The organism is Caballeronia calidae (genome assembly GCF_900044055.2).
Classification (GTDB): domain Bacteria; phylum Pseudomonadota; class Gammaproteobacteria; order Burkholderiales; family Burkholderiaceae; genus Caballeronia; species Caballeronia calidae.
The window spans coordinates 96,826-121,063 of sequence record NZ_FCOX02000008.1; the positions used below are offsets into that span (position 1 = coordinate 96,826).

The 24,238-nt window shown below is 64.3% G+C and carries 21 protein-coding genes and 1 pseudogene; 7 read left to right on the forward strand and 15 right to left on the reverse strand.

Features of this window, described 5'->3' with window-relative positions; all coding sequences use genetic code 11:
* The first annotated feature begins 75 nt into the window (after positions 1-75).
* Positions 76-528: a response regulator gene (locus tag AWB78_RS10650; RefSeq protein WP_062604533.1), complete on the forward strand. Its 453-nt coding sequence runs from the start codon at positions 76-78 to the stop codon at positions 526-528.
* A gap of 123 nt (positions 529-651) precedes the next feature.
* Here the strand turns inward: AWB78_RS10650 and AWB78_RS10655 are convergent, their stop codons facing one another.
* From AWB78_RS10655 to AWB78_RS48255, 8 genes are all read right to left on the reverse strand, one after another.
* Entirely contained in the window at positions 652-1,587 is a 936-nt protein-coding gene (locus tag AWB78_RS10655) for an aldose epimerase family protein (protein WP_062604534.1), read from the reverse strand.
* Positions 1,588-1,644: 57 nt separating this feature from the next.
* The gene (locus tag AWB78_RS10660) at positions 1,645-2,553 is read right to left on the reverse strand and encodes an ABC transporter permease (RefSeq protein WP_062604535.1); all 909 of its coding nucleotides are present in this window, start codon (positions 2,551-2,553) and stop codon (positions 1,645-1,647) included.
* On the reverse strand, positions 2,553-3,416 hold the full coding sequence (locus AWB78_RS10665) for an ABC transporter permease (protein WP_062604536.1): 864 nt from the start codon (positions 3,414-3,416) through the stop codon (positions 2,553-2,555). The genes AWB78_RS10660 and AWB78_RS10665 overlap by 1 nt, the downstream gene beginning before the upstream one ends.
* Positions 3,413-4,489, reverse strand: coding sequence for an ABC transporter ATP-binding protein (locus AWB78_RS10670; RefSeq protein WP_062604537.1), 1,077 nt, complete (start codon positions 4,487-4,489; stop codon positions 3,413-3,415). The genes AWB78_RS10665 and AWB78_RS10670 overlap by 4 nt, the downstream gene beginning before the upstream one ends.
* A gap of 81 nt (positions 4,490-4,570) precedes the next feature.
* Positions 4,571-5,674: an ABC transporter substrate-binding protein gene (locus AWB78_RS10675; RefSeq protein WP_374729458.1), complete on the reverse strand. Its 1,104-nt coding sequence runs from the start codon at positions 5,672-5,674 to the stop codon at positions 4,571-4,573.
* 412 nt (positions 5,675-6,086) lie between these two features.
* Positions 6,087-7,019: a dihydrodipicolinate synthase family protein gene (locus AWB78_RS10680; RefSeq protein WP_062604539.1), complete on the reverse strand. Its 933-nt coding sequence runs from the start codon at positions 7,017-7,019 to the stop codon at positions 6,087-6,089.
* 132 nt (positions 7,020-7,151) lie between these two features.
* Positions 7,152-7,844 (reverse strand): FadR/GntR family transcriptional regulator, encoded by a 693-nt coding sequence (locus AWB78_RS10685; RefSeq protein ID WP_062604540.1) that lies wholly within the window; start codon positions 7,842-7,844, stop codon positions 7,152-7,154.
* A gap of 158 nt (positions 7,845-8,002) precedes the next feature.
* On the reverse strand, positions 8,003-10,708 hold the full coding sequence (locus tag AWB78_RS48255) for a YadA family autotransporter adhesin (RefSeq protein ID WP_062604541.1): 2,706 nt from the start codon (positions 10,706-10,708) through the stop codon (positions 8,003-8,005).
* A gap of 52 nt (positions 10,709-10,760) precedes the next feature.
* Between AWB78_RS48255 and AWB78_RS48260 the strand changes: the two genes are divergently transcribed.
* Positions 10,761-12,032 carry a hypothetical protein gene (locus AWB78_RS48260; protein ID WP_062604542.1) on the forward strand — a complete coding sequence of 424 codons (1,272 nt, stop codon included), beginning with the start codon at positions 10,761-10,763 and terminating at the stop codon, positions 12,030-12,032.
* Here AWB78_RS48260 and AWB78_RS49695 read toward each other — a convergent pair.
* The 3 genes and pseudogenes from AWB78_RS49695 to AWB78_RS10705 all read right to left on the reverse strand — a co-directional run.
* Positions 12,029-12,580 (reverse strand): annotated as a pseudogene (locus tag AWB78_RS49695) (ESPR domain-containing protein); the annotation flags it as partial. The gene AWB78_RS48260 and the pseudogene AWB78_RS49695 sit on opposite strands and share 4 nt — an antisense overlap.
* A gap of 907 nt (positions 12,581-13,487) precedes the next feature.
* Complete coding sequence (locus tag AWB78_RS10700) at positions 13,488-15,008, reverse strand: sensor histidine kinase (RefSeq protein WP_062604543.1); 1,521 nt, start codon at positions 15,006-15,008, stop codon at positions 13,488-13,490.
* A complete protein-coding gene (locus AWB78_RS10705; RefSeq protein ID WP_062604544.1) occupies positions 15,005-15,736 on the reverse strand; it encodes a response regulator transcription factor in 732 nt (243 codons plus the stop codon). The genes AWB78_RS10700 and AWB78_RS10705 overlap by 4 nt, the downstream gene beginning before the upstream one ends.
* A gap of 186 nt (positions 15,737-15,922) precedes the next feature.
* Between AWB78_RS10705 and msrB the strand changes: the two genes are divergently transcribed.
* The 3 genes from msrB to msrA are packed head-to-tail and all read left to right on the forward strand — an operon-like array spanning position 15,923 to position 19,023.
* Positions 15,923-16,438, forward strand: coding sequence for a peptide-methionine (R)-S-oxide reductase MsrB (gene msrB, locus AWB78_RS10710; protein ID WP_062604545.1), 516 nt, complete (start codon positions 15,923-15,925; stop codon positions 16,436-16,438).
* Between the two features lie 38 nt (positions 16,439-16,476).
* Complete coding sequence (locus AWB78_RS10715) at positions 16,477-18,285, forward strand: cytochrome c biogenesis protein DipZ (RefSeq protein ID WP_062604546.1); 1,809 nt, start codon at positions 16,477-16,479, stop codon at positions 18,283-18,285.
* A 24-nt stretch (positions 18,286-18,309) separates the two neighbouring features.
* A complete protein-coding gene (msrA, locus tag AWB78_RS10720; RefSeq protein ID WP_062604547.1) occupies positions 18,310-19,023 on the forward strand; it encodes a peptide-methionine (S)-S-oxide reductase MsrA in 714 nt (237 codons plus the stop codon).
* On the opposite strand, the gene AWB78_RS10725 is transcribed toward msrA, so the two are convergent.
* Positions 18,987-20,114 (reverse strand): aminotransferase class I/II-fold pyridoxal phosphate-dependent enzyme, encoded by a 1,128-nt coding sequence (locus AWB78_RS10725; RefSeq protein ID WP_062604548.1) that lies wholly within the window; start codon positions 20,112-20,114, stop codon positions 18,987-18,989. The two genes, msrA and AWB78_RS10725, sit on opposite strands and share 37 nt — an antisense overlap.
* 94 nt (positions 20,115-20,208) lie before the next feature.
* Between AWB78_RS10725 and AWB78_RS10730 the strand changes: the two genes are divergently transcribed.
* Positions 20,209-21,102, forward strand: coding sequence for a LysR family transcriptional regulator ArgP (locus AWB78_RS10730; protein ID WP_062604549.1), 894 nt, complete (start codon positions 20,209-20,211; stop codon positions 21,100-21,102).
* Between the two features lie 3 nt (positions 21,103-21,105).
* Here AWB78_RS10730 and AWB78_RS10735 read toward each other — a convergent pair whose 3' ends face one another.
* The 3 genes from AWB78_RS10735 to AWB78_RS10745 form a co-directional block, all read right to left on the reverse strand.
* Complete coding sequence (locus AWB78_RS10735) at positions 21,106-21,483, reverse strand: DUF427 domain-containing protein (RefSeq protein ID WP_062604550.1); 378 nt, start codon at positions 21,481-21,483, stop codon at positions 21,106-21,108.
* 83 nt (positions 21,484-21,566) lie between these two features.
* Entirely contained in the window at positions 21,567-21,911 is a 345-nt protein-coding gene (locus AWB78_RS10740) for a DUF4148 domain-containing protein (protein WP_062604551.1), read from the reverse strand.
* A gap of 106 nt (positions 21,912-22,017) precedes the next feature.
* On the reverse strand, positions 22,018-22,911 hold the full coding sequence (locus AWB78_RS10745) for a ketopantoate reductase family protein (RefSeq protein ID WP_062604552.1): 894 nt from the start codon (positions 22,909-22,911) through the stop codon (positions 22,018-22,020).
* A 478-nt stretch (positions 22,912-23,389) separates the two neighbouring features.
* Here AWB78_RS10745 and AWB78_RS10750 point away from each other — a divergent pair, with 478 nt between their 5' ends.
* Positions 23,390-24,100, forward strand: coding sequence for a FadR/GntR family transcriptional regulator (locus AWB78_RS10750; protein WP_062604553.1), 711 nt, complete (start codon positions 23,390-23,392; stop codon positions 24,098-24,100).
* The last annotated feature ends 138 nt before the right edge of the window (positions 24,101-24,238 follow it).

Below are 24,238 nucleotides of genomic sequence, written 5' to 3' on the forward strand. Positions count from 1 at the left end.
AGCGAAAAGCACGTTCGGCCGACACTGGTGGCAATCGAATCAACCACGTAAGCCAATACGAGACTGGAGGATGAGATGTCAAGCCGTCTGGCCGACAACGAAAGCGAGTTCGCGTTGTGGCGTATCAAGCGGGCCCGCACCGGCGATGCATCGCGCCGCGTGCTGATCGCCCACAAGGACAAGTCGATCGGCGATTCGCTCGCCGTCCAACTCCGGCTGAAAGGCTTGCAGGTCATCCATTCGCAGGATTTGAAATCGGTGCGCACGCTGGCGCATAGCTGGCGGCCGCACGCGCTGCTCCTCGATACGAGTCTCGACAGCGATTCCGGCTACGTCTTTCTGCGCACGCTGCGCATGGACGCCGACGTCACCGGACGCCTGCTCGTCGCGATGAGCAACGTGTGGCCGGCCGATCCGGTGCAAACGCTCAAGGAAGCCGGCTTCGACGCCCACTGCCGCCGGCCTTGCGCGACCTGGCGCATCGTCGATCTCGTCGAATCGTTCTTTTCCATGCCGCTCACGCGCTGATACGCAAACTGGATGGAGGTGCCGCCATGAACAGGGATGCCTGCCTCGTCGCCGGGGGGAGATTGCCGGCAAATGCATCGCGCCTCCCGGCGCCCCGCGAGCGCGCCTGTGTCGAGGCGCGCGTCAGGCGGCGCCGCCGTCGCGCCGGACCGGGTTCGCGCCGGCTGCCATCACGAGCGACGCCTGTATTTCACTACCTGGCTCGATGACGGCGACGCCCGTGCCGGCCAAGCCGCGTGCCGCGAGATTGAAGCCGTCGCTCACATGCGAGACCGGTTCGACGCACAGATAGCCTGCTCCGGCCGGGCAATGCACGACGACGTGGCTCAGCGCGTCGTCGGCTTTCAGTTGGAGCGTGCGGCCATCGGCGTAGCGCAGCGTCGCGCGGCCGTTCCAGCCGCCCAGATAGCGCGTGTAGCCTTCCGCTTCCCGCACGTGGCGGTGCGCGGGCCGCTCGTCGGTCGGCTCGATGGCGATTTCCGCTTCGTGACGCCAGTGCGTCGTCGTATGGAGTTCGGCTTCCTGCGCGCCGAAGTACGGATGAAACCCGAGGCCGACCGGCATCGGACTCGACGAGCGGTTCACGACGCGCATCGACAGTCTCGCTCCGTCCGCGTTCGCCTCGATCATCTGCACGGCCTCGAAGGCCCACGGCCAGCCGTGTTCGCCCTCGCCGTGCACATAGCGCAGCACGACGCAATCCGCTTCCTGCAATTCGACGCCCCATGCCGCGAACTGGCCGAAGCCGTGCAGCGCGTGCGCCATGCCGGGAAACGTCGCGAGTTCGACCGCGGAACCATCCGGCGACGGAAAGCGCGCATCGCGCACACGATTGGAAAACGGCACGAGCGGATAGCTTCCGCCCTTCGGCCACGCGTCGCACGGCCAGCTCGCGACCGTCACCGGCGCGAGCCAGTCGTGCAGACCGCGCTCGTCCCGCGTGGCGAAGCGCGTGATGCGCCCGCCCGCCGCCGGCGCGATTTCGATCAGATGCGGCCCGCTCGAAATGCTCAGGCGCGGCTCGGCGTTCAACTCTACGACTTCACGGATTTTCGTCACGACGGGGCTTCGGTATGAAAAAGTCTGCGCGGCCGCATTCCGCGGCCGCGCCGGACATCACTGCTTCTGTTCCTTCACGCGCGACACGAGCTGCGTCGGGCTCACGAACTGCAGCGCGATCAGCACCCAGATCATCGTGATGGCCATGTAGATCATCGCCATCGCGTCGATGGATTGCGGCGCGCGCACGCCCGTCGAGAACACCGCGTAGTACAGCGCGACGACGAGCGTCTGGGTCGTCGGACCGGCGGTGAAGAAGGTCAGCTCGAACATGCCGATGGTCCGCACCAGCACGAGCAGTCCCGCCGCGAGCATGCCCGGCACGAGCAGCGGCAGCAGCACGTAGCGGAAATAGCGGAACGTGTTCGCGCCGAAAATGCGCGCGGCCGATTCCAGATTCGGATCGATCTGCTCGATGAACGGCGTCATCACGAGAATGACGAACGGCAGCGCCGGCACCAGGTTCGCGAGAATCACGCCGGTCAGCGTGCCCGCGAGATGGAACTTGTACATGACCGTCGCCATCGGGATGCCGTAGGTCACGGGCGGCACCATCAGCGGCAGCAGGAACACGAGCATCGCGAAACGCTTGCCGGGGAACTGCACGCGCGCGAGCGCATACGCGGCCGGCACGCCGAGCGCGATGGACAGCAGCACCACCGCGCCCACCACTTCGAGCGTCACGAGCAGCACGCTCGAAAGCTGGAAGTCGCTCCACGCCTGCGCGTACCAGTGCAGCGTGAAGCCCTGCGGCAGCAGCGTGCCGAACCAGCGCGTGGCCACCGAATTCACGGCCACCGTCGCGATCAGCAGCAGCACGTTGATGAGGAAGAAGGCCATCGTCGTCCAGACGAAGAACTTCCATAGCCTGTCGCGCAGGCTCCTTTGCTGTTTCATGTTCTTGCCGGTGCTTGGAGTCAGCGTGCCGGCCTGCCAGCCGGACGCCGCGCGGTTATCGGTCGTCATTATCCCTTGCCTCCCGTCACCGGACCCGTGTAGAAGAAGCGGCGCGCGCCGAGCATGCCGCCCACGACGAGCAGTTGCACGAAGCCCATCACGATCGCGATGGTCGAAGCGAGCGCGTAATCGTAGTTCTCGAACGCGGCCTCCGATGCGGCGATCGAGATCACGCGCGTGGGGCCGGCCGGTGCGCCGAGCAGCACCGCCGACGGAAACACCGAGAACGCTTGAACGAACGAGAGACACGCGGTCATCGTGAGGCCGGGCAGCAGGAGCGGCAGATAGATCTGACGGAACTGTTGCCACGGGCTCGCGCCGAGCGTCGCGGCGGCGCGTGCGAGCGTCGGGTCGATGCCCGTCACATACGACAGCGTCAGCAGGAACGCAAACGGGAAGCCCGACACGATCAGCGAAATCAGCACGCCCCAGTAGTTGTGCGTGAGCCGCACTTCATCGCCATACAGATGCAGCGCCTGCAACGCCTGCGGGAACCAGCCGTTCGGGCTGAAGTAGGTCAGCATGCCGTCGGCGATCAGCACGGTGCCGAGCGTCACCGGCACGACGAGCAGCGTCGTCACGAACTTCTGCCACGGCGACGTGCGGCGCAGCGCGAACGCGACCGGCACCGACACGCCCACGTTGATGATCGTCGCGGGCACGGCGAGCTTCAGCGTGACGACGATCGTCGGCCACATCGACGAATCGGTGAAGAACGTGACGTAGTTCGCCCAGATGCCGCCGCCGTTCATCGGATTGAAGGACAGCATCAGCCCGTACGCGAACGGATAGATGAACAGCGCGAGAATGAAAATGAGCGCCGGCGCGACGAGCCAGCCCTTCGGATCGCGCTGCGCGGGAAGCGCGATCATTTTTCTTCTCCGTAGACGAGCGTCTTCGACGGCGCGACGCGCAGCGAAATGCGCTCGCCTTCGCTGCATTCGCCCGCGATGCGCGCCCACAGCTTGCCGAACGCCGTGTTCACGATGATGAGCGAATCGCGGCCGCCGTATTCGACCACTTCGACGTGCGCATCGAATGCATTGTCGGCGCCGGGGGCAGCGCGCTCCATGTCCTCGGGACGCAGCGCGACGGACACGCGCTTGCTGTCGAAGCCTTCCATCGGCGTGCCGAGCAGCTTCACGCCGTTCGCGTTCACCGCGACCGATTCGCCCTGCGTGCCTTCGAGCGTCGCCTGCACGACATTCCGAAAGCCCATGAAACGCGCGACATGCAGGTTCTTCGGCCGCGAATAGACTTCCTTCGGCGACGCCACCTGTTGCACGACGCCCTCCTTCATCACGACGATGCGATCGGCCATCGAGAGCGCCTCGTCCTGATCGTGCGTCACGTAGATGGTCGCGCGCTCCAGCTTGCCGTGGATGCGGCGGATCTCGGCGCGCATCTCGATGCGCAGCTTGGTGTCGAGGTTCGACAGCGGCTCGTCCATCAGCACGAGCGGCGGCTCGATGACGATCGCGCGCGCGATCGCCACGCGCTGCTGCTGGCCGCCGGACAGCTGGCCGGGCAGCTTGGCGTCGTGGCCGATCAGCTGCACGAGCTGCAATGCGGCCTTCGCGCGCTTGGTCGCTTCCGCTTTCGACACGCCGCGCATCTTGAGGCCGAAGCCGACGTTATCCAGCACCGACATATGCGGAAACAGCGCGTAGTTCTGAAAGACCATGCCGAAGCCGCGCTTCTCGGGCGGCAGCACGTCGATGCGCTTGTCGTCGAGCCAGATGCCGCCGCCGGTCAACGGCTGCAATCCGGCGATGCAGTTCAGCGCGGTCGACTTGCCGCAGCCCGACGGCCCGAGCAGCGCGATGAACTCGCCGCGCTGGATATTCAGATCGAGGCCCTTCAACGCGGCGAGCTGCTGCCCTTCCGCATTGGTGAAGCTGCGCGAGACCGAGTCGAGGCGCAACTGCTCAAAAGTGTGCTTCATGACAATTTCCTGCGCTTTTTTGTACAAGCGGCGACGCTCCTCCGAGGGAACGCCGCCGTCTCATCACAGCGATACGCCAACTTACTTGGTCTTGGCCGCGCCGATTTCGCGATCCCACTTCTGGAACGCCGCGACCATCGCCTGCGCGTTGAGCGGCAGCACGTGCGGACGATCCGCCAGCAGCTTCGCGTACTCGGGCCGGCCGAACTTCTGGATCACTTCCTGGCTCTTCGCAGGCGCCATCGAGAGCGGCACGTCCTTCACCGCCGGACCCGGATAGAAGTAGCCATCGTCATAGGTCAGGGCCTGCTGCGCCGGCTCGAGCATGAAGTTCATCAGCTTGTAGAGCACGTCGAGCTTTTCCTTCGGCACGCCCTTCGGGATCACCATGTAATGCGCGTCGTTGACCCACGTCATGTTGTCGAACGCGCCGACCTTGAACTCCGCCGGCACGATGCCGAGCGCGCGCGGGTTGATGTCCCAGCCCGTCACGGTGACGGTCATGTCGCGCGTGCCTTCACCCAGTTCCTTCATCACGGCGGAAGTGCCGCCCGGGTAGTACGGGATGCAGTCGTTCAGCTGCTTGAGGAACGCCCAGGTCTTGTCCCAGCCGTTGACCGGGTCCATCGGGTCCTTGTCGCCGAGCACGTACGGCAGGCCCATCAGGAAAGTGCGCCCCGGACCGGAGTTGGCCGGACGCGCATAGATGAGCTTGTTCGGATGCGCCTTGCACCACGCGAGCAGCTGATCCGGCGTCTTCGGCACGTCGGTGACTTTGGCCGGGTTGTATTCGAGCAGCGGACCGGCCGGCATGTAGGTCACTTCGAGACCGTAGCCCTGCGCGATGTCCTGCATCTTGCGCGGGCCGGGCGCGTACTTGTCGAGCACGCCGGGGAACGCCTTCGACTGATCCGGCAGCAGCTTTTCCCACAGGCCTTGCTGAATGCCGGCCGCGAGCGCGTCGGTGCCGGTCACGACGAGGTCGATATCCGAGCGGCCCGCCGCCTGCATCGCCTTGATCTTGCCCGGCAGCTGCGGCGCGGGCGCGTTCGTGAAGGTGATGCTGGACACGAGGTTGGGATACTTGGCCTTGAACGCCTCGAAGCCCTTTTGCGTCAGTTGCAGATTGCCTGCGACGTCGACGATGTTGATCGATACGGGATCGGCCGCGCGCGCCGCGCTCATGCCGAATGCCGCGGTCACGGCGACGCAAACCGCCGCCAGTTTTACTGACAGTCCTGCCTTGAAAGCCATGTTGTCTCCTCACTTCTCTCGCAACCGTGGGTTGGGAAGAGGTCCGGTCGTATCGTCGATGTTGTCGATTGTGTCGATCGCCGGCCTGATTTTGCTTCGTTCTGTTTTATCGCGTGTTTTCGTGCGCGTGCGTCCTCGTTGCGGCTGGATGCTGAAAAATAGCCAACGCGGTTATAGGATGTCAAGCAAATCAGATCACGCCGAGGCTGTTACCGAAACAGCGCAGGCGCCCTTTTTCCTCTGCCGATAGCGCTTTGCAAGCTGTCTCGGGATATACCCCGAGCGCGTGTTACCTCGCTGTTTAACCGCGTTTAACCGCGGGTTTCCCGTTAGTTTTCGCTGGCTATCGTTGCTTGCTGACGACTTCGTCGAACGCGAGAAGTCTGCGCGCTTCCCGTGCGATGACAGGCAGCGAAGCGTCGGGCGACGCACTCAGCAGCGGCAGGATCGGACCCATGTCGGCGATGCCGGAAAGCGTCACGGCATCGTGCAGCACGCGAATCAGGGAGATGTCGTCGCGCAGCGTTTCGAGCGGCAGGAAGTGGTCGTGCAGCGCTTTGCCTTCATCCATGCGGCCGTCCTTCGCGGCGCGCAGAAGCGCCATCACCGCGTGCGGCGCGATGCATCCCGAGCCGGTCGTCCAGGAGGCGAGACCGAAGTCGCGCGTGTGGATCAGCGCCGGACGCTCGCCCATGCCCGACACGACCTTCGATGCCGGCACGCATTCGAGCAGGCGACGCAGATAGCCGTCGTCGGCCGGATCGGCGCGGACGATCGCATATTTCACCGCGAGCAGCGTGCCTTCGTCGACGAGCGCGGCGAGCGTATCGACGTCGATGTAGCCCTCGCTCTTGATATAGAGGGTGAACGGCATGCCCGCGACATCGACGAGGCGCCTGAGACCATCGGCGACGCCCTGCGATGTCGTGAAGCCCGCGAGCGGGAGAATCATCGCGGTGCGGTAGTCCGTCTGCGCGAGGATGCGCGACTGATCGAGCATCTTGCCGTAGTCGGGGCCGATGGCCGGAATGACGCGCGTGTGCGGACCGGCGAGTTCGGCCAACATGTCAAGCAACTCGCGATATTCGCTGACGGCGACGTGATACAGATTCGCGTTGCCGCCATACAGCAACGTGCGCACGCCGCCCGCCTCGATATGCGCGATGAGCTTGCGGTTCTGGTCCGGATCGAGCGAATAATCCGCGCGCCGCGCCAGAGGCGGCACGGCCAAGACGGTTTCGGAGAACTCGCTGACGACGATGGGATCGATGTTCATGGCGCCTCGCTGGATCGGTGAGAGAGTCACCGAAATTAGCAAGATGGCCAAAAGTTGTCAAACAACTTTGCCCGGACTCGAAACTTTTAGCGCGCCGCGATCAAGGTTGTGTGACAACTGCCGCGAGCCTGGTCAGTTGCCGAACATGCGGTCGACGGCATTCTCGAGATGCGCTCGCATCGCCTTTCCGGCGCGGGCGGGATCACGCGCGCGGATTGCTTCGAGCACGTCGAGATGCTCCCGTTGCACGAGCCGCTGGCGTTCCACTGTCTTGACGAACGAGAGATTGCGCGACAGGTTCATGCTGAACTCGACCTGTTCCTCGATGAACGACAGCACCGTGATGAAGAACTGATTCTTCGACGCCCGCGCGACGGCGAGATGGAACGCGAAATCGTCCTTTGCGCCGATGCCCTGCTGCGCTTCGACGATGCGTTCGAGCCGGTCCCACGCGTCCTGAATCGCGCGGATGTCGTCTTCGTCGGCCTTGATGGCGGCGAGCTCGGCCGCGCCGGACTCCGTCACCACGCGAAATTCGTAGCAACGGCGGATGTCGGACAGCGTTTCGAGCGGCGCGAAGCGGCGCACGTCCGGATCGGGGCGGCGTCCGACGATCGTCCCCGAGCCGCGCCGCGTCACGATGATGCCGTCCGCGCGCAGCCGCGCCAGCGCCTCGCGCACGGTCGGACGCGAGGTCGCGAAACGTTCGGCGAGTGCGTGCTCGGTGAGGAGCCGGTCGCCTTCCTTGAACTCACCTTCGATGATGCTGTTGAGGATGTCGCTGTAGATCCGGTCGGCGAGTCCGGATGACTTACGCTCGTTCATGTTCGCGCGGGACGTGCTTGTCAGGGTGGTCAACGATTGTAAGGCAGATTTTTCGCCCAAAGATGGGCGACCGCGTGTCAAAAAAAAATCGGTCGACGCAATCGCTGCGTCGACCGATCCGGATCGCCCTGATGCTACGTCAGGCGATTACCACGGCATTACCACTGATGACCGGCCCCGATGGTGAAGCCGACGTTGCCGGAACTGCTGGTGTTGCCCGATGCCTTCACGACCCACTTGTCGTCCTGCGTGACATACGAGATGCCGATTGCCGCACCGGAGGCACCCGCGTAACGCGCACCCGCGATCGCCACCATGGTCTTGCCGGGAGTCGTAGGCTGCGGCAATCCTGCGGCGGCCATCGCGGCGGCGATACCGCCGTAGGCCGTTTTCGACACGTCGTTGATCTGGCTCTGCACGCCGGCGATGCGCGAATCGGTATAGCTTTGCGATTGCGCCGCCGCCAGATTCAGTTGACGGACGTTGACCGCGTCGGTGGCCTGCGTACCGTCGGCGACGTTCGTGATCTGACGCTCGTTGCCCGCCGATCCCACCGACACCGTGTTGACGCGGTCCGCCACGGAATTCGCACCCAGCGCGACGGAGTTGTCGGCGGTCGCGCTCGCGTTTGCGCCCATCGCGGTGGCGTGCGCGCCCGTCGCGCTGGCGGCTTCGGTGTCGCGATTGCCCTGCGCGGCGAACATCGGATTGCCGCCGGTCTCGGCGATGTTCGTCACGCGATCGATCGCGGCGTTCATCTGGTTCACGTTCACGGCATCGGTGCCCGCAACGCCTTCCCCGACGTTGTGAATCGTCGTGTTGACCGTGCCGTCGCCGAGCGTGAGGCTCGAGTAGTCGGTAGTGCCGTCCGCTTTGGTGTCGTACGTCACGGCCGTCTTCGACGAGCCATCGCCATTGATGAGCCCGGCCTGCTTCAACTGGGACACGTTGACTGCGTCCGTATCTGCCGTGCCGGCGGCGACGTTGGTGATCTGACGCTCCGCGCCCTTCGCACCGACCGACACGCTGTTGTCCCGATCCGCCACCGAGTTCGAACCCAGCGCGACGGCGTTGTTCGCCGCAGCCTGGGCGTTGCCTCCGATCGCGACGGATTCCGTACCGGTCGCCGACGAATCGTTCAACGTCGAGTTGGCGTGGAAGTACGTGATGCCACCACCCTCGTTGATATTGTTCAGCGTGTTGTTGATCGTGGCGATGTTGGCGGTGTTCTGCGTCACGCGGTCATCGAGATTCGTCAACGCACCACCGACCGTGTTGTACGTCGAGTTGTCCTTGAACGTGTAGGTCGGCGGCGTGACCTTGCCGTCTGCGTCGACCGATGCGCCGCCGCCCAGAGCGTCCGCGGTGCTTTGCGCGGTTGCAAAGAGTTGCGAGCCGTTGATCGCTTCGTGGCTCGTGGCGTCGACCTTGCCGTTGGCCACGTTGTCGATCGTCACCTGGGCCGCGGGATCCTCGGCATGCAGCGTGATCCTGGTGCGCGACGGATCGTCGTAGGTCACCGTGTTCGCGAGGCTGGTCGAGATCGTCGACGTCAACTGCGAGACGTTGACGGCGTCCGTCGAATCGATGCCTGCGGCGACGTTCGTGATCCGGCGTTCCGCATCCGGCGCACCGACCGACACCGTGTTCGCCTGATCCGCCACGGAGTTCGAGCCGAGCGCGACGGAATTGTCCGCCGACGCCACCGCCGCGCCACCGATCGCCACCGATTCCGCGCCCGTCGGGGACGAATCCGCCAGTGTCGAGTTGGCGTGGAAATACTTGATGCCGGTGTTGTAGATGGTGCTCAACGACGTGTTGATGGTGGTGATGTCGTTGGTGTTCTGCGTCACGCGGCCGTCGAGGTTCGTCAGCGCGTCACCGACATTGTCGAACGTCGAGTTGTCCTTGTCTGTGAACGTGTAGCTCGGCTTGACGATCTTGCCGTCTGCGTCGACCGATGCGCCGCCGCCCAGAGCGTCCGCGGTGCTTTGCGCGGTTGCAAAGAGTTGCGAGCCGTTGATCGCTTCGTGGCTCGTGGCGTCGACCTTGCCGTTGGCCACGTTGTCGATCGTCACCTGGGCCGCGGGATCCTCGGCATGCAGCGTGATCCTGGTGCGCGACGGATCATCGTAGGTCACCGTGTTCGCGAGGCTGGTCGAGATCGTCGACGTCAACTGCGAGACGTTGACGGCGTCCGTCGAATCGATGCCTGCGGCGACGTTCGTGATCCGGCGTTCCGCATCCGGCGCACCGACCGACACCGTGTTCGCCTGATCCGCCACGGAGTTCGAGCCGAGCGCGACGGAATTGTCCGCCGACGCCACCGCCGCGCCACCGATCGCCACCGATTCCGCGCCCGTCGGGGACGAATCCGCCAGTGTCGAGTTGGCGTGGAAATACTTGATGCCGGTGTTGTAGATGGTGCTCAACGACGTGTTGATGGTGGTGATGTCGTTGGTGTTCTGCGTCACGCGGCCATCGAGGTTCGTCAGCGCGTCACCGACATTGTCGAACGTCGAGTTGTCCTTGTCTGTGAACGTGTAGGTCGGCGGCGTGACCTTGCCGTCGGAGTCCACCGATGCGCCGCCGCCCAGAGCGTCCGCGACGCTTTGCGCGGTTGCAAAGAGTTGCGAGCCGTTCACGGCTTGCAGACTGTTTTCGTTCACCGCGCCGGGGGCCACGTTGTCGAGCGTCACGGGCGTTCCGAGCGTGCCGAATGTCACGCTCGTGTGATCCGGAGTGTCGTATTGAACCGTGTTGCTCAGCGCGACCGACAGCGAACTGACGCCCGTCGACAGGGAGCCGACGGCGGTCGAGGTCGAGGTCGACAACGTGTCGATGCCGGTGGACAGGGAGATCACCGCAGTCGAGGTGGACGCCGACAGTGTGTCAATGCCCGTTGACAGGGAGGCAATGTTGGACGTCGCCGTGCTCAACCCCGTCGATAGGGAGGCGACGCTCGAGGTTACCGTGCTCAGGCCGGTGGAGGTCGAGCTGGACAATGAGTCGAAACCCGTCGACAGCGAATTGACGCCCGACGTTACCGTGCTCAGACCCGTCGACAGCGAACCTACGTCGGAGGTTACCGTGCTCAGGCCGGTCGAGAGCGAGCCTACGTCGGAAGTTACCGTGCTCAGGCCGGTCGAGAGCGAATTGACGCCCGAGGTCACCGTGCTCAAGCCCGTCGACGTCGAAGTCGACAGCGATGCAAGACCCGACGTCACCGTACTCACGCCGGTCGACAGCGAACCCACATCGGACGTCACCGTGCTGAGCCCCGTCGAGAGCGAGTTGACGCCCGAGGTCACCGTGCTCAAACCCGTCGAGGTCGAAGTCGACAGCGACGCAAGACCCGACGTCACCGTACTCACGCCCGTCGACAGCGAACCCACGTCGGACGTCACCGTGCTCAGGCCCGTCGACAGCGAATTGACGCCCGAGGTCACCGTGCTCAAGCCCGTCGACGTCGAAGTCGACAGCGATGCAAGACCCGACGTCACCGTGCTCACGCCCGTCGACAGCGAACCCACATCGGACGTCACCGTGCTCAGGCCCGTCGAGAGCGAACCCACGTCGGAGGTCACCGTGCTCACGCCCGTCGAAAGCGAACCCACGTCGGACGTCACCGTGCTCAAGCCCGTCGAGAGCGAGCCCACGTCGGACGTCACCGTGCTCAGGCCCGTCGAAAGCGAACCCACGTCGGACGTCACCGTGCTCAGGCCCGTCGACGTCGAAGTCGACAGCGATGCAAGACCCGACGTCACCGTACTCACGCCCGTCGACAGCGAACCCACATCGGAGGTCACCGTGCTCAAGCCCGTCGACAGCGAGCCCACGTCGGAGGTCACCGTGCTCAAGCCCGTCGACGTCGATGTCGACAGCGACGCAAGACCCGACGTCACCGTACTCACGCCCGTCGACAGCGAACCCACGTCGGAAGTCACCGTGCTCAGCCCGGTCGACAGCGAACCCACGTCGGACGTCACCGTGCTCAGCCCGGTCGAAAGCGAACCCACGCTGGACGTCACCGTGCTCAGCCCCGTCGAGAGCGAGCCCACGCTGGACGTCACCGTGCTGAGCCCTGTCGACAGCGAACCGACTTTGGACGTCACGGTGCTCAAGCCCGTCGAGGTCGAAGTCGACAACGAGCTTATCTTGCCATCGAGACTGGAGAACACATCGTAGAGCTGCCCGCCGTTGACGGCTTCCTGGCTGCCAGCACTAGTGTCCCCGTCCCCCAGCCCTGTGATCTTGTATCCATTGGCATTGATGCCCGAGCCGACAGATAAGGCCCCACTGATGTTGGTTTGCTGCGCGGTCACGGCAACCGTCGTAATTCCGGAAGCCGTAGTGATGGACAAGCGGTCCGCCCCTGCGGTGCCTATCTTGATCGTGTTGCTGTCGACGGCTAATGCATAAGCGCCGGCCGAACCGAGTGTGGTGAACGCCATAAAACCCGTGCCGGCCTTACTCGCGTCATCGCAGTCAGTGCCGAACTGCGGACCCGCAGCCGACGACATAAAGCAGTTCTGATTTCCGGTGCCGAAGGTGCCAATGGCATAGCCGTTCGACGGTCCCACCGCCTGCGCCCCCCCTGCCCCCAACGCCGCCGCAGCAGCAGCCACCGCCACCACTGACTTCCGTGCACCCTTCCCCTTTGTCCGGGTATTTTCAGACACGACGACCCACTCCCCCTGCGCCTGACTCCAAACCACCTTATGCGTTCTATTCATAAAAAAAGCCTCAAAAATTCAAATTTCTCAAAATGCAATATCACGGCGTAAAACGCCTGCTCGTCAGCGCAGAGACAAACAGTTTGTCGCGGAGAACCTACCGGTGCCGATGTGGAAGAAATGATGCAAACCCCGGCTTAAATAACTTGCCAGAGAGCACGAATCCAACACCGTTTTTGGTATTGCTTATCTCAGAAAGAGCGGGTTATCCTGACCGAGAATTGATGCCGCACGATTGCCGCGCAATTCTTGGTTTTTCTTTGACTTTTTTCAATTGAGGAATTCTTAAAATCGAGTGTAAAAATGCTCGATTCCTAGATGGTCGCAAGGCTTCTTCATCAAATCCGAATACATTTAGCTGCTCAACGGCAGTTAAAATACCCAATTAGCGATATTGGCAGTCAATTCATAAATATAGATGCCAAAACGCAAACAAATTATTGGCGCTGACGCAGTGAAACAAGCCACTGATATTTGAAAAGTCTGAAGCCGAGAAACCCATTCGGTTTCGTTTGGCGTTCATGGCCACGACTCAGGAGAGCGGTCATGTAATCGCGAAAAGGCAATAAAAATGTCGGCGGTCGCTGTTGATGCCAGAGCCCACGCTGCCCGTTGAGCGAATCGGGCAGCAAGCCAGTGGCCGTCCGCTGTGGGGGCAATCGCCATGAATGGCAATTCCGTGTCGTGAGCCTGCCCGGTCGATAGTTCGAGCGTCTTGAAAGACAGGCGCCGCTCTACGACAACGCCAGCGCCGCTCAAGGCCCTCTGGCAGCGACACGTACGCGCAAGCCCCCACCGGCAAGTCGTCAGCCACGATCCGTCGATTGCGCCAGGGTTGATGCGACCGGGCACGCGTCAGACCGCGGCCCGAAAAACCTGGGGCGGCTCAGAAAATCCCCCCGAGCGCCTAGGTTCCCCGCACCCCACCGCCCGATCGCGCCACAGCCGCCGGCAGATCGAATCGAAACGTGGTCCCCGCACCCTCGCCATCGACCAATCGAATCTGGCTGCCGTGCAACTGCAGCATGCGCTGCACGATCAGCAGGCCCAACCCTCCCCGATGCGCGCCACCCGATGCGAACGGCCGCTGAAAGAGCGCATCGCGCATCGCGGGCGGAATGCCTGGTCCCGTGTCGCTGACGGTGACCTCGACTCGGTCGGCAGGATCGCCCGCATTCGCGAGCGTCACTTCCACCAGCCCTTGCGCGGGGGTATGCCGGATCGCGTTGTCGAGCAGGTTCGTGAGCACGCGCTCGATCATGGCCAGGTCCGCCATCACGACGGCCAGGCGCGGCGCGATCCGCGCGTTGAGTCGCACGCCGCGCGATTGCGCCGGCAACTCGAACTTCTCGAACACATCCTGCACGAGATCGGCCAGCGAGAACGGTTCGGCTTCCGGCGCGACCATGCCGTGTTCCAGCTTCGCAAGCTCGAACAGCGACTGTGCGAGACGGCCGACCTTCGCGCTCTGCGCGAGCGCGATCGACAGATAGCGGCGGCGGTCCGCCTCGCCGAGCGTGTCCGACTTGAGCGCAAGCGTCTCCAGATAGCCATGCAGCGACGACAGCGGCGTGCGCAGATCGTGCGAAATATTGGCGACCATCTCGCGCCGCTCGCGATCCTGCCGGCCGAGCTCGCGCCATTGCTCGCCGATTCGGTCCGCCATCTGCGCGAAGGCGCTCTCGAGCACGACGATCTCATCGCGCTCGTCGGCGCGTGGATCGGGTCCGTCGTCGAGGGGCATCGATGGCAACGGCGGTTCCGTGGGCGCGCCGCGCGCGTCGAACTTGCGCATCGCTTCGGTCAGGCGGCGCAGCGGCCGCGTGACGAGCCCGAATGCGACCACGCCCGCGACGAGGCCGAGCAGCGTGACGAGCCCCATCGACGCGAGCGTGGTGCGCAACACCGTGCTCGCCGATGCCTTCGCCGCGAGCGCATCATGCTCCTCGCCGAGCAGCACGACATAGACGTAGCCGAACGGCGGCTTGCCCGGCGCCGCGAGCGGCGCGGCGCTGAAGACCTTGCGCGTGTCGATGCTGCGCGGATCGTCGCCCGGAATCGGCAAGGGATCGCCGTTCAGGAACGCGCGCACCGGCGCGAGATCGATGTGATCGCGCTTCAGGTGCCCGGGCGGCGCATCGTCGGCGCGGATGCGGCCCGCGGCATCGAGCAGATAGACCTCGACGCTCGGGTTCACCACCATCAGCTGACTGAAGAGACGGCGCACGGCGGGGGCGTCGATGTCGTTCGCATCGGCGAGCGCGCCATCACGCGCGATATGCGCCGCGAGCCCGCGCGACAGGCTTTGAATGACCTCCTTCTCGCGCAGATCGCTCGCGCGGATCTGCAGCCACGCCGACGCGCCGCAACAGGCGAGCAGCAGCACGCAAAACACCGCGAAGAGCCGTTGCGACAGCGTGAGCTTCACGGCGCCGCGTCCTTGCCTTCCGGCGCCGGGGTCGCGAGCTTGTAGCCGTGGCCCCACACGGTGAGGATGCGTTTCGGGTCCGCCGCGTCCCTCTCCACCTTCGCGCGCAACCGGTTGATATGCGTGTTCACGGTGTGCTCGTAGCCTTCGTGCCGATAGCCCCACACCGCGTTGAGCAGGTCCATGCGCGAGAACACCTTGCCCGGATGACGCGCGAAGTGATAGAGCAGATCGAATTCGCGCGGCGTGAGCTCGATGCGCGCGCCATCGACCCATGCTTCGCGCGCGAGCGGATCGATCGCGATGCCCGCCACTTCGATACGCCCCGCATCGAGCCGCGAATCTTTCGCGACCGCATCGACGCGGCGCAGCAGCGCCTTCACGCGCGCGACGAGTTCGAGTACCGAGAACGGCTTCGCGAGATAGTCATCGGCGCCGAGCTCGAGGCCGAGAATGCGATGCACCTCGCTCGAACGCGCGCTCGTGATGATGATCGGCGTATAGCGCGTCATCGCGCGCGCGCGGCGGCAGATTTCGAGGCCATCGACGCCCGGCAGCATCAGATCCAGAATCAGCGCATCCCAGCCGCCCTGTTCGAGCAGACGCAGACCTTCTGCGCCATCGGCGCTATGCACGACTTCATAGCGCTCGTCGCGCAGATTGAGACTCAGCACATCGGCGATATGCACGTCGTCTTCGACGATCAGAATGCGTTTCGGATGATCCATGAGCGAATGTCATCGACGGACAAGGAACGATGCGCGCGCTGTCCGCAAAACTGAACACGCGCGTATGTGCCATTGTGCAGAAAAGCCCGCGGCCAAGTATCACATTTAATTTAACTTTCGGTGAGGACTCGGGGATACACGCGCGCCTACGATGCGGCTAATCCACCCGATAACGAGGTTCGCATCATGCCGACACGCCGCCGTTTTCTCCTGACGGGCACCATGGCCGCCACCGCCGCGTTCGCATTGGGCGGACGACTGCGCGCGCTCGCGGCCGGCGCACAGCCGCGGGCATCGTCGCAGGAGCAGTTTGAAATCGTCCATCCCGATGACGAATGGCGCCGCCTGCTGACGCCAGCGCAATACGACGTGCTGCGCCGCGAAGGCACCGAGCGCCCTTACACGAGCCCGCTGAACGGCGAGCATCGCGCGGGCACGTTCAGTTGCGCGGGCTGCAAGCTGGCGTTGTTCTCGTCGCGTACCAAGTTCGACAGTCACACGGGCTGGCCGAGCTTCTGGGCGCCGCTCGATCATGCGGTCGCGACGCGCATCGACAGTTCGTTCGGCATGGCGCGCACCGAAGTGCATTGCCGGCGCTGCGGCGGTCATCTGGGACACGTCTTCGATGACGGTCCGAAGCCCACCGGCCTGCGCTACTGCATGAACGGCATCGCGATGGACTTCACGCCGGACGCGGCCTGAATCGCGTTCACAACGATCAACCTCGACCCGACATCATCATGCTGCTCATCGTTCTTGCCTATCTCGGCGGCGCGCTGACGATCCTCAGTCCGTGCATCCTGCCCGTGCTCCCGTTCGTCTTCGCGCGCGCGGATCAGCCCTTCGTGAAAAGCGGCCTGCCCTTGCTGGCGGGCATGGGCCTGACCTTCGCGGCCGTGGCGACGCTCGCTGCGGTCGGCGGCGGCTGGGTCACGCAGGCGAATCAATACGGCCGCTGGGCCGCGATCGTCCTGCTCGCGGTGTTCGGTCTCACGCTGCTCTTGCCGCGCCTCGCCGAGCGCGTGATGCATCCGCTCGTCAGCGCGGGCAATCGGCTCACGGCATTCGCGCAACGCGGCGATGGGCAAACTCGCATCGGCGGATCGTTCCTGCTCGGCATCGCGACGGGCCTCTTGTGGGCGCCCTGTGCGGGCCCGATCCTCGGCCTCGTGCTGACGGGCGCGGCGCTGAACGGCGCGAGCGCCGGCACGACGCTGCTGCTGCTCGCCTATGCGGCCGGCGCGGCGACATCGCTCGCGGTGGCGTTGCTGATCGGCGGACGCGTATTCGCCGCGATGAAGCGCTCGCTCGGCGCGGGCGAATGGGTGCGGCGCGGCATCGGCGCGGCGATGCTCGTCGGCGTCGTGGCGATCGCGCTCGGGCTCGACACCGGCGTGCTCGCCCGCGTATCGACGGTGGCGACATCGGGCATCGAGCAGCAGCTCGTCGACAAGCTGTCGAATCGCAATGGCGCGATGATGATGTCGTCGGTTAAAAGCAATGAAGCACCGGCCATGATGCGCGCAAGCACCGAACCGCCCCAATCCGCGAACCCCGCGCCGCTGCCCGTGGAAGGCACGCTGCCGCCGCTCGATGGCGCCGTGCAATGGCTCAACTCGCCGCCGCTCACGAAGGAAGCGCTGCGCGGCAAGGTCGTGCTCGTGGATGTCTGGACGTATTCATGCATCAACTGCCTGCGCACGCTGCCCTATCTCAAGAGCTGGGCGCAGAAGTACCGCGATCAGGGGCTCGTCGTGATCGGCGTTCATGCGCCGGAGTTCGCGTTCGAGCGCAACGTCGATAACGTGAAGCAGGCCGTTCACGATCTCGGCATCGACTATCCCGTCGCGATCGACAACAACTATGCGATCTGGCGCGCGTTGAACAATCAGTACTGGCCGGCGCACTATTTCATCGACGCGCAGGGCAACATCCGCTATCACCACTTCGGCGAAGGCGATTACGCGCACTCCGAGCATGTGATCCAGCAACTGCTCGCCGAAGCGGGCCACGGCGCGGCGCCCGCCATGACGATGACCGCGAAGAGCGCCGGCGAGCGCATCGGCGAAGGCGCGATGATGCAGGCCGATAACGCGGACATGCGCTCGCCGGAAACGTATATCGGCTATGAGCGCGCGGAGCAGTTCATGTCGCCGGGCGGGGAAACGCGCGACCGCACCCACGACTATGCCGCGCCGACATCGCTCGACGTCAACGACGGGGGCCTCGCGGGCGCATGGCGAGTCGGCGCCGAGCATGCGACGCTCGAAGGCGCGACGGGGCGCATCGTGTATCGCTTTCACGCGCGCGATCTGCATCTCGTGCTCGGGCCGTCGAAGGACGGCAAGCCCGTGCGCTTTCGCGTGAGCATCGATGGCGCCGCGCCGGGCGCATCGCACGGCAGCGACGTGCAGGCCGACGGAAGCGGCACCGTCACCGAAGAGCGCCTCTATCAGCTGGTTCGGCAAACGGGTCCTGTCGCGGACCGCACGTTCACGATCGAATTTCTCGATCCCGGTGTCGAAGCCTACGCATTCACGTTCGGTTGAACGAGACTTACGGAGCAAACAGATATGTCCAAGACCACCAGCAGGACTTTCAAGGCCGCGAGCGTGGCCGTGCTGTTCGCAGGCGCGTTCGCGTTGCAGCGCGCCGCGCATTCGAGCGAGGAAGCGGTGAAGATCCCGCCACCCGCGCGCGATGAAACCGCAGGCGCCGTGCACACTGAAACCGCCGTGTTCGCGGGCGGTTGCTTCTGGGGCGTGCAAGGCGTGTTTCAGCATGTGCGCGGCGTGAAGGAAGCGATGTCGGGCTATGCGGGCGGCGCTGCGAACACGGCGCAATACGAGCGCGTGAGCGAAGGCGATACCGGTCATGCCGAATCGGTGCGCATCACCTACGACTCGGCGCAGGTCACCTACGGCAAGCTGCTGCAGATCTTCTTCTCGGTCGCGCACAACCCGACCGAGCTGAACCGTCAGGGCCCGGATCACGGCACGCAATATCGCTCGGCCGTGTTTCCGACGAACGCGGCGCAGCGCGAGATCGTCGACGCGTATATCGCGCAGCTCGACAAGGCGCACGTGTATGGCGACAAGATCGTCACGAAGATCGAGGACTACAAGGGCTTTTATCCGGCGGAGGGCTATCACCAGAACTATTTGACGGACCATCCGGAAAGCCCGTATATCGCGATCAACGATCTGCCCAAGGTGGCGAATCTCAAGCAGATGTTTCCGGATGCGTACCGTCAGGACGCGGTGCTCGTGGCGGGCGCGTCCAGATAGGCGTCGAGGATCGCGAGCACGTCGGGCATGTTGCGTCGGCCGAAGCCGAGACGAAAATGCGCGTCGCCGTGATCGATCAGCGTCGAAGGCAGCAGCAAGACGCCGGTGCGTTCGAGCAGTTCGGCGCAGAACTGCTCTGCGTGCCCGCGCTTCAATCGCACGAAGCCGATCGTGCCCGCGCGCGGACGATGCCATGCGAAGCGGTCCGCATGACGCGCGAAGAAGTCGTCGAGCAGGCGCAGATTCGCGCGCACGATCGACACATTGCGTTCGATGAGCGCATCGGTGTGACGCACCGCGATCGTCGAAAGATATTCGCTCGGCGCGCTATTGCTGATGGTGAGATAGTCCTTGAACGTGCTCATGCGCTCGAGCACGTGCGCGTTTTTCGTCGCGATCCAGCCGAGGCGCAGACCCGCGAGTCCGTGCGTCTTGGAGAGCGCACCGAGCGAGATCGCGCGTTCGTACACGTCGCAGGCGGCGGGTAGGCGATCGGCGGGATCGTGCTCCAGCCCGCGATACACCTCGTCGCTGAAGAGCCATAGTCCGTGCCTGCGCGCGAACGCGACGATCGCGTCGAACGCGTCGCGCGACGGCAGATAACCGGTCGGGTTATGCGGCGCGCAGATCACGAGCGCGCGCGTCGCGGGCGTGACGAGCGTTTTCAGTTCGTCGGGATCGGGCGCCCAGCCCGCTTCCTCGCGCGCCTTCCACGGCGAAACGCTGACACCGAGCGCCTCGGCCACCGAGTAATGGGACTGATAACCGGGCATATGCACGATCACGTGATCGCCCGGCGCGAGCATCGCGTTCATGAACGAATAGATCGCTTCCTGCGCGCCCGTGTGCACGATGATTTCATCATCGCGGATGTTCTCGTACAGCGTCGCGAGCCCGCGACGCAGCGCCGGCGCGCCGGGATATTCCGTGTAGCCGAGCCAGGTCTCGCGCAATCCGTCGAGCGCGTTCGGCTCATGAGCGAGCAAGTCGCCGATCGACATCGATTCGGGATCGGAACTGCACAGCAGATGCCGGGCGGTGAATTCGTGCCGCGCGAAGTAGCGTTCGAGCTTGAAGGGATTCGGTTGCATGGCGTCGCTTGATCGTGAATGGAGAAAGCCTTAGTCTGCCCTTGGCCGGCGCATTCAAACAGCTAAACTTTCTAATTTCGATTAAGGAACGCTAATGCTCGACTATGCCTTGCTCGATGCGCTCGCCGCCGTCGTACGCACCGGTTCCTTCGAGCGCGCGGCGCGGGAGCTCAATGTCACGCCATCGGCCGTGTCGCAACGCGTGAAGCTTCTGGAAGAGCGCGTGGGAAGCCTGCTCGTCAAGCGCGGCCAGCCGTGCGAGGCGACGGCATCGGGCGCGCTGCTGTGCCGCCACACCGAGCGCGTGCAATTGCTCGAAGCGGAACTCGGCGGACGCATGCCTTCTTTGCCGGGCGCGCCGAGCGAGCGCCGCGCCAAGCTGCGCATCGCGGTGAACGACGACAGCATGAGCACCTGGTTCATCGATGCCGCCGCGGACTTCTGCATCGAGCGCGAATTGCTGCTCGATCTCGTCGTCGACGATCAGGACCACACCGCGCAGCGCATACGCGAAGGCGACGTGCAAGGCGCGATCACCACGCTGGCCGAGCCCGTTCCCGGCTGGCGCGCGATGAAGCTCGGACGCATGCGGTATCGCGCGGTGTGCTCACCGGCGTACTTCGCGCGTCATTTCGCGGACGGCCTCACGCGGGACGCATTGCGCCGCGCGCCATGCGTGAATTTCAACGAAAAGGACGAGTTGCAGAAGCGCTTCATCAGGCGCGTGAGCCGCGCGGATATCGAGCCGCCCGCGCATGTCGTGCCGCATGGCGAAGGTTTCATGCGCGCGTGCACGTCCGGTCTCGCATGGGGGATGTGTCCGCAACGGCTCGTCGCGCGGCAGTTCGAAAGCGGCGAGCTCGTGGAATTGCAGCCGGGTTCGCGCTTCGACGTGGATCTTTACTGGCAGAGCTGGCGTCTCGCGCTCGGCTGGCTCGACGATTTCAGCGCGATGCTGAAGCAGCGCGCCAGATCGCTTCTCGATTGAGCGTCACGCCTCGGTGGTCTCGAACGAATCCACCCGATCGCGATAGAACGCCAGATGATCTTTGATCGACCCGACAGCCTCGTATGGCGCCTCATAGCACCACACCGCATTGGTCGCCTTCTGTCCGCCCGCAGGGATGCTGTAATAGCTGCATTCGCCCTTGTAAGGGCAATATGTGGTGTGCGACGTGCGTTCGAGCCGCGACATGTCGACGTCCTTGCGCGGCACATACAGCACTTCGGGATACGATGCCTCGCGCAATGAGAGCGCGTCGGTCGTATCGGCGATCACATGCCCGCCCGCCTTCACGATCACGCGCGAGGGACTGCGCGCAATCGTGATCGGATGATCGGGGCCGGGAATCCTGACGGCTTTATCCATGAGTGTCTTCCTGCGAACGAGCGGAAGAAACGATGGTAGCGCCGTTGCGCATCATGCGCAGAACTCGCCCCGGCCCTGCGACGTCAGTGGCCGAAATAGACCGGCTTGGTGCCGTCGTTGTTCATCGGCCGCGTCATGCGCATGCCCGACACCGACCTGCCGCCGGCCGCGCCGCCGTATGAGTTCATGTCGGCCTTATAGGCGTTGTCGGACTGGCCGTTCTGGCGCGATGCACGGCCTTCGGCGGCCTGGATATCCGACGGATACGAGGTTTGATCCGAGCGCGACGGATCATAGCCCGCGGCTTCGACCTGCCGCATATCCTGCTTCACCTGACCACGGGTGAGCGAGGAATCGGTTTGCGCATATGAGAGCGCCGGCGCCACCACTACAGCGGCGATGGCCACGGCCTTGACGAATGATTTCATGGTGAACCTCCGGTTTGTGGGGCTACGCACAGAGTTTTCTGTGCGCGCTCCATAAATCAGCATCGCGCGTGCCCGACCGCGCCCGGTTCACCGCTGCATCCGCGCGTTACGGAGCCTTGCTCTCGATCGCCTTGACGAGCGCGTGCAGCACGCGGTTCGCGGGCGTCGGCACGCCGAGCGCTTCGCCGCGCCGCACGATAAGCCCGTTCAGATGATCGATCTCGCTCGTCTTGCCGCGCGCGAGATCCTGCGCCGTGGACGAATACTGGTTCGGCATCGTCTCCGCGATACGGCGCACGGCGGCATCGACATCGCCGGGAATCGTCACGTTGTCGGCTTTGGCGACCGCGAGGCATTCGTCGACGACATCGCGCATCGCCCGCGTGATGCCCTCGCCCTGCACGAGCTTCCCATACGGCAGCTGCGTGATCGCGGACAACGCGTTGTAAGCGCAATTCAGTACGAGCTTCGCCCATAGCGCGCCGCGCACGTTGTCGGAGATCTCGGTCGGCACATCGGCGGCGGCGAGCGCGCGCGCCACCTTCTCGCTGTGCGTCGACGGCTCGATCACAAGCTCGCCGCGCCCGTTATGCTTCACGTGTCCCGGCCCCGCCATCTCAGCCGCGACATACACGACCGCGGCCGCCGCTTCCTGCGGCAACAGCTCGCGCAGACGCTCGGCATTCTCGACGCCGTTCTGCAGCGAGAGGACCAGCGTGTCCGGTTCTAGATATGGCGCGAGCGCATGGGCCGCGCTATCGGTATCGGTGGACTTCACGCAGAAGAGCACGAGTTGCGCACCCTTGGCGGCGCTCGCATCGGTGCTGGCGGACACGCGCACGCGCTCATCGAAATGCTGGGTGTCGAGACGCAGGCCGTCGCGCTCGATGGCTTCCACATGTTGCGGCCGCGCGATCAGCACGACCTCGTGACCCGCGCGCGCGAGCATGCCACCGTAATAACAACCGACCGCGCCCGCACCCATGACGGCGACTTTCATGTTTCGCTTCTCCTCGTTGCATTGCTGTGGCTGGAAAAGGTAACACATGGATGCCGCATCGACCGGCGCGAACGATGCTTCGTATAACCGATGACGCGCAAACGCTTGCGTGCATGGACAAAAATTGCGCCGCGTGCCGACCCTTTCGGATTTTGTGGGCCGACGCACCATAGTCAGTCGAAATGGCGGTGAACCATATTGTTAAACCGGGGCGCACAGAGATACGCTTCCTTTCAGCGGATCGACGGGGCTGTCCAAACAAATGCCGACCGCTGCGGGGTGTGCGGCTCATGCCGCATCGGGTAGCTTGAAACCGGGGACCAAATACACGGCGTGCGGGAATGGGGAAGCGCAGCGCGCGAGCGTTCGGCCGCGCGACGCAACGACGCGCCGTGATCTTAGACAGCGTACGAGCATTCCCGCTCGGCAACGAGCGGCGACGAGCCTCGAGCGTGGGCGTTATCACGAGAACAAAAACATGAATCATGGCTATGAAGCATCGCTCGTCAAACGCGTGGTGAATCAACTGGTCGCGGGCATCGTGAGCGGTGAATACCAGGACAACGTGCTGCCGCCACAAGTCATTCTTTCGAAGAAGCACGGCGTGAGCCGCACCATCATGCGCGAGGCATTGAGCATTCTGATCTCGCGCCGCATGCTCGACGTGCGGCCCAAGACGGGCACGCGCATCAAGCCCGCGCGAGAGTGGCTCATCATGGATCCCGAAGTCGCCGAGTGGCGCCTGCGCGCGTTGCCCGATCCCGATTGCATCCGCAGGCTGATCGAGTTCCGCTCGCTCGTCGATCCGCCCGCCGCCGCGCTCGCCGCCTTGCGCTCGAACCGGCATCAGCGCATCGCGATCAACGCCGCTTATCAGCGGCTTTTGCATGCGAGCCCGTCCGAGCCGCTGCAATCCGCCGCCGAAGACGCGTTGCAGGCCGCCATCGTCGATGCGAGCGGAGACGAGCTGCTGCGCCAGATGGGCGGCATCGTGCGCGTCGGCATCAGGACGATGAAGGCCGCGCTGCGCACGCAGCCGCATGCGCTGCCGCGCGTGCCCGAATTACAACTGGGGGATTACGGCAAGGTCGTGCGCGCCATCGACACATCCGATAGCGACGGCGCGCGCACGGCGATGTCGCAAGTGCTCGCGCACACGGCCTCGCTCTGGATCGAGGAAATCGCCTGAACGCGGGATTTGGCGCGAGATGCGGCGTCCGCGCGGTGCCGCATCGGCTTCATGCACTCCGGGAGCGCATCTTGCGCGCCCCGACGCCGCAGTTTCGCCTCGCATGCGCCGCTCACGTGACTACAATGAGTGAAGCCG

Excerpts from the sequence above, each read along its gene's own strand:
- AWB78_RS10715 (WP_062604546.1), top strand. The coding sequence starts at position 16,477 with ATGCTGCTCATCGTTCTTGCCTATCTCGGCGGCGCGCTGACGATCCTC.
- msrB (WP_062604545.1), top strand. The coding sequence starts at position 15,923 with ATGCCGACACGCCGCCGTTTTCTCCTGACGGGCACCATGGCCGCCACC.
- AWB78_RS10730 (WP_062604549.1), top strand. The coding sequence starts at position 20,209 with ATGCTCGACTATGCCTTGCTCGATGCGCTCGCCGCCGTCGTACGCACC.
- AWB78_RS48260 (WP_062604542.1), top strand. The coding sequence starts at position 10,761 with ATGTTGGACGTCGCCGTGCTCAACCCCGTCGATAGGGAGGCGACGCTC.
- AWB78_RS10685 (WP_062604540.1), bottom strand. The coding sequence starts at position 7,844 with ATGAACGAGCGTAAGTCATCCGGACTCGCCGACCGGATCTACAGCGAC.
- AWB78_RS10735 (WP_062604550.1), bottom strand. The coding sequence starts at position 21,483 with ATGGATAAAGCCGTCAGGATTCCCGGCCCCGATCATCCGATCACGATT.
- AWB78_RS10750 (WP_062604553.1), top strand. The coding sequence starts at position 23,390 with ATGAATCATGGCTATGAAGCATCGCTCGTCAAACGCGTGGTGAATCAA.
- AWB78_RS10670 (WP_062604537.1), bottom strand. The coding sequence starts at position 4,489 with ATGAAGCACACTTTTGAGCAGTTGCGCCTCGACTCGGTCTCGCGCAGC.
- msrA (WP_062604547.1), top strand. The coding sequence starts at position 18,310 with ATGTCCAAGACCACCAGCAGGACTTTCAAGGCCGCGAGCGTGGCCGTG.
- AWB78_RS10650 (WP_062604533.1), top strand. The coding sequence starts at position 76 with ATGTCAAGCCGTCTGGCCGACAACGAAAGCGAGTTCGCGTTGTGGCGT.
- AWB78_RS10675 (WP_374729458.1), bottom strand. The coding sequence starts at position 5,674 with ATGAGCGCGGCGCGCGCGGCCGATCCCGTATCGATCAACATCGTCGAC.
- AWB78_RS10680 (WP_062604539.1), bottom strand. The coding sequence starts at position 7,019 with ATGAACATCGATCCCATCGTCGTCAGCGAGTTCTCCGAAACCGTCTTG.
- AWB78_RS10745 (WP_062604552.1), bottom strand. The coding sequence starts at position 22,911 with ATGAAAGTCGCCGTCATGGGTGCGGGCGCGGTCGGTTGTTATTACGGT.
- AWB78_RS10740 (WP_062604551.1), bottom strand. The coding sequence starts at position 21,911 with ATGAAATCATTCGTCAAGGCCGTGGCCATCGCCGCTGTAGTGGTGGCG.
- AWB78_RS10665 (WP_062604536.1), bottom strand. The coding sequence starts at position 3,416 with ATGATCGCGCTTCCCGCGCAGCGCGATCCGAAGGGCTGGCTCGTCGCG.
- AWB78_RS10725 (WP_062604548.1), bottom strand. The coding sequence starts at position 20,114 with ATGCAACCGAATCCCTTCAAGCTCGAACGCTACTTCGCGCGGCACGAA.
- AWB78_RS10705 (WP_062604544.1), bottom strand. The coding sequence starts at position 15,736 with ATGGATCATCCGAAACGCATTCTGATCGTCGAAGACGACGTGCATATC.
- AWB78_RS10660 (WP_062604535.1), bottom strand. The coding sequence starts at position 2,553 with ATGACGACCGATAACCGCGCGGCGTCCGGCTGGCAGGCCGGCACGCTG.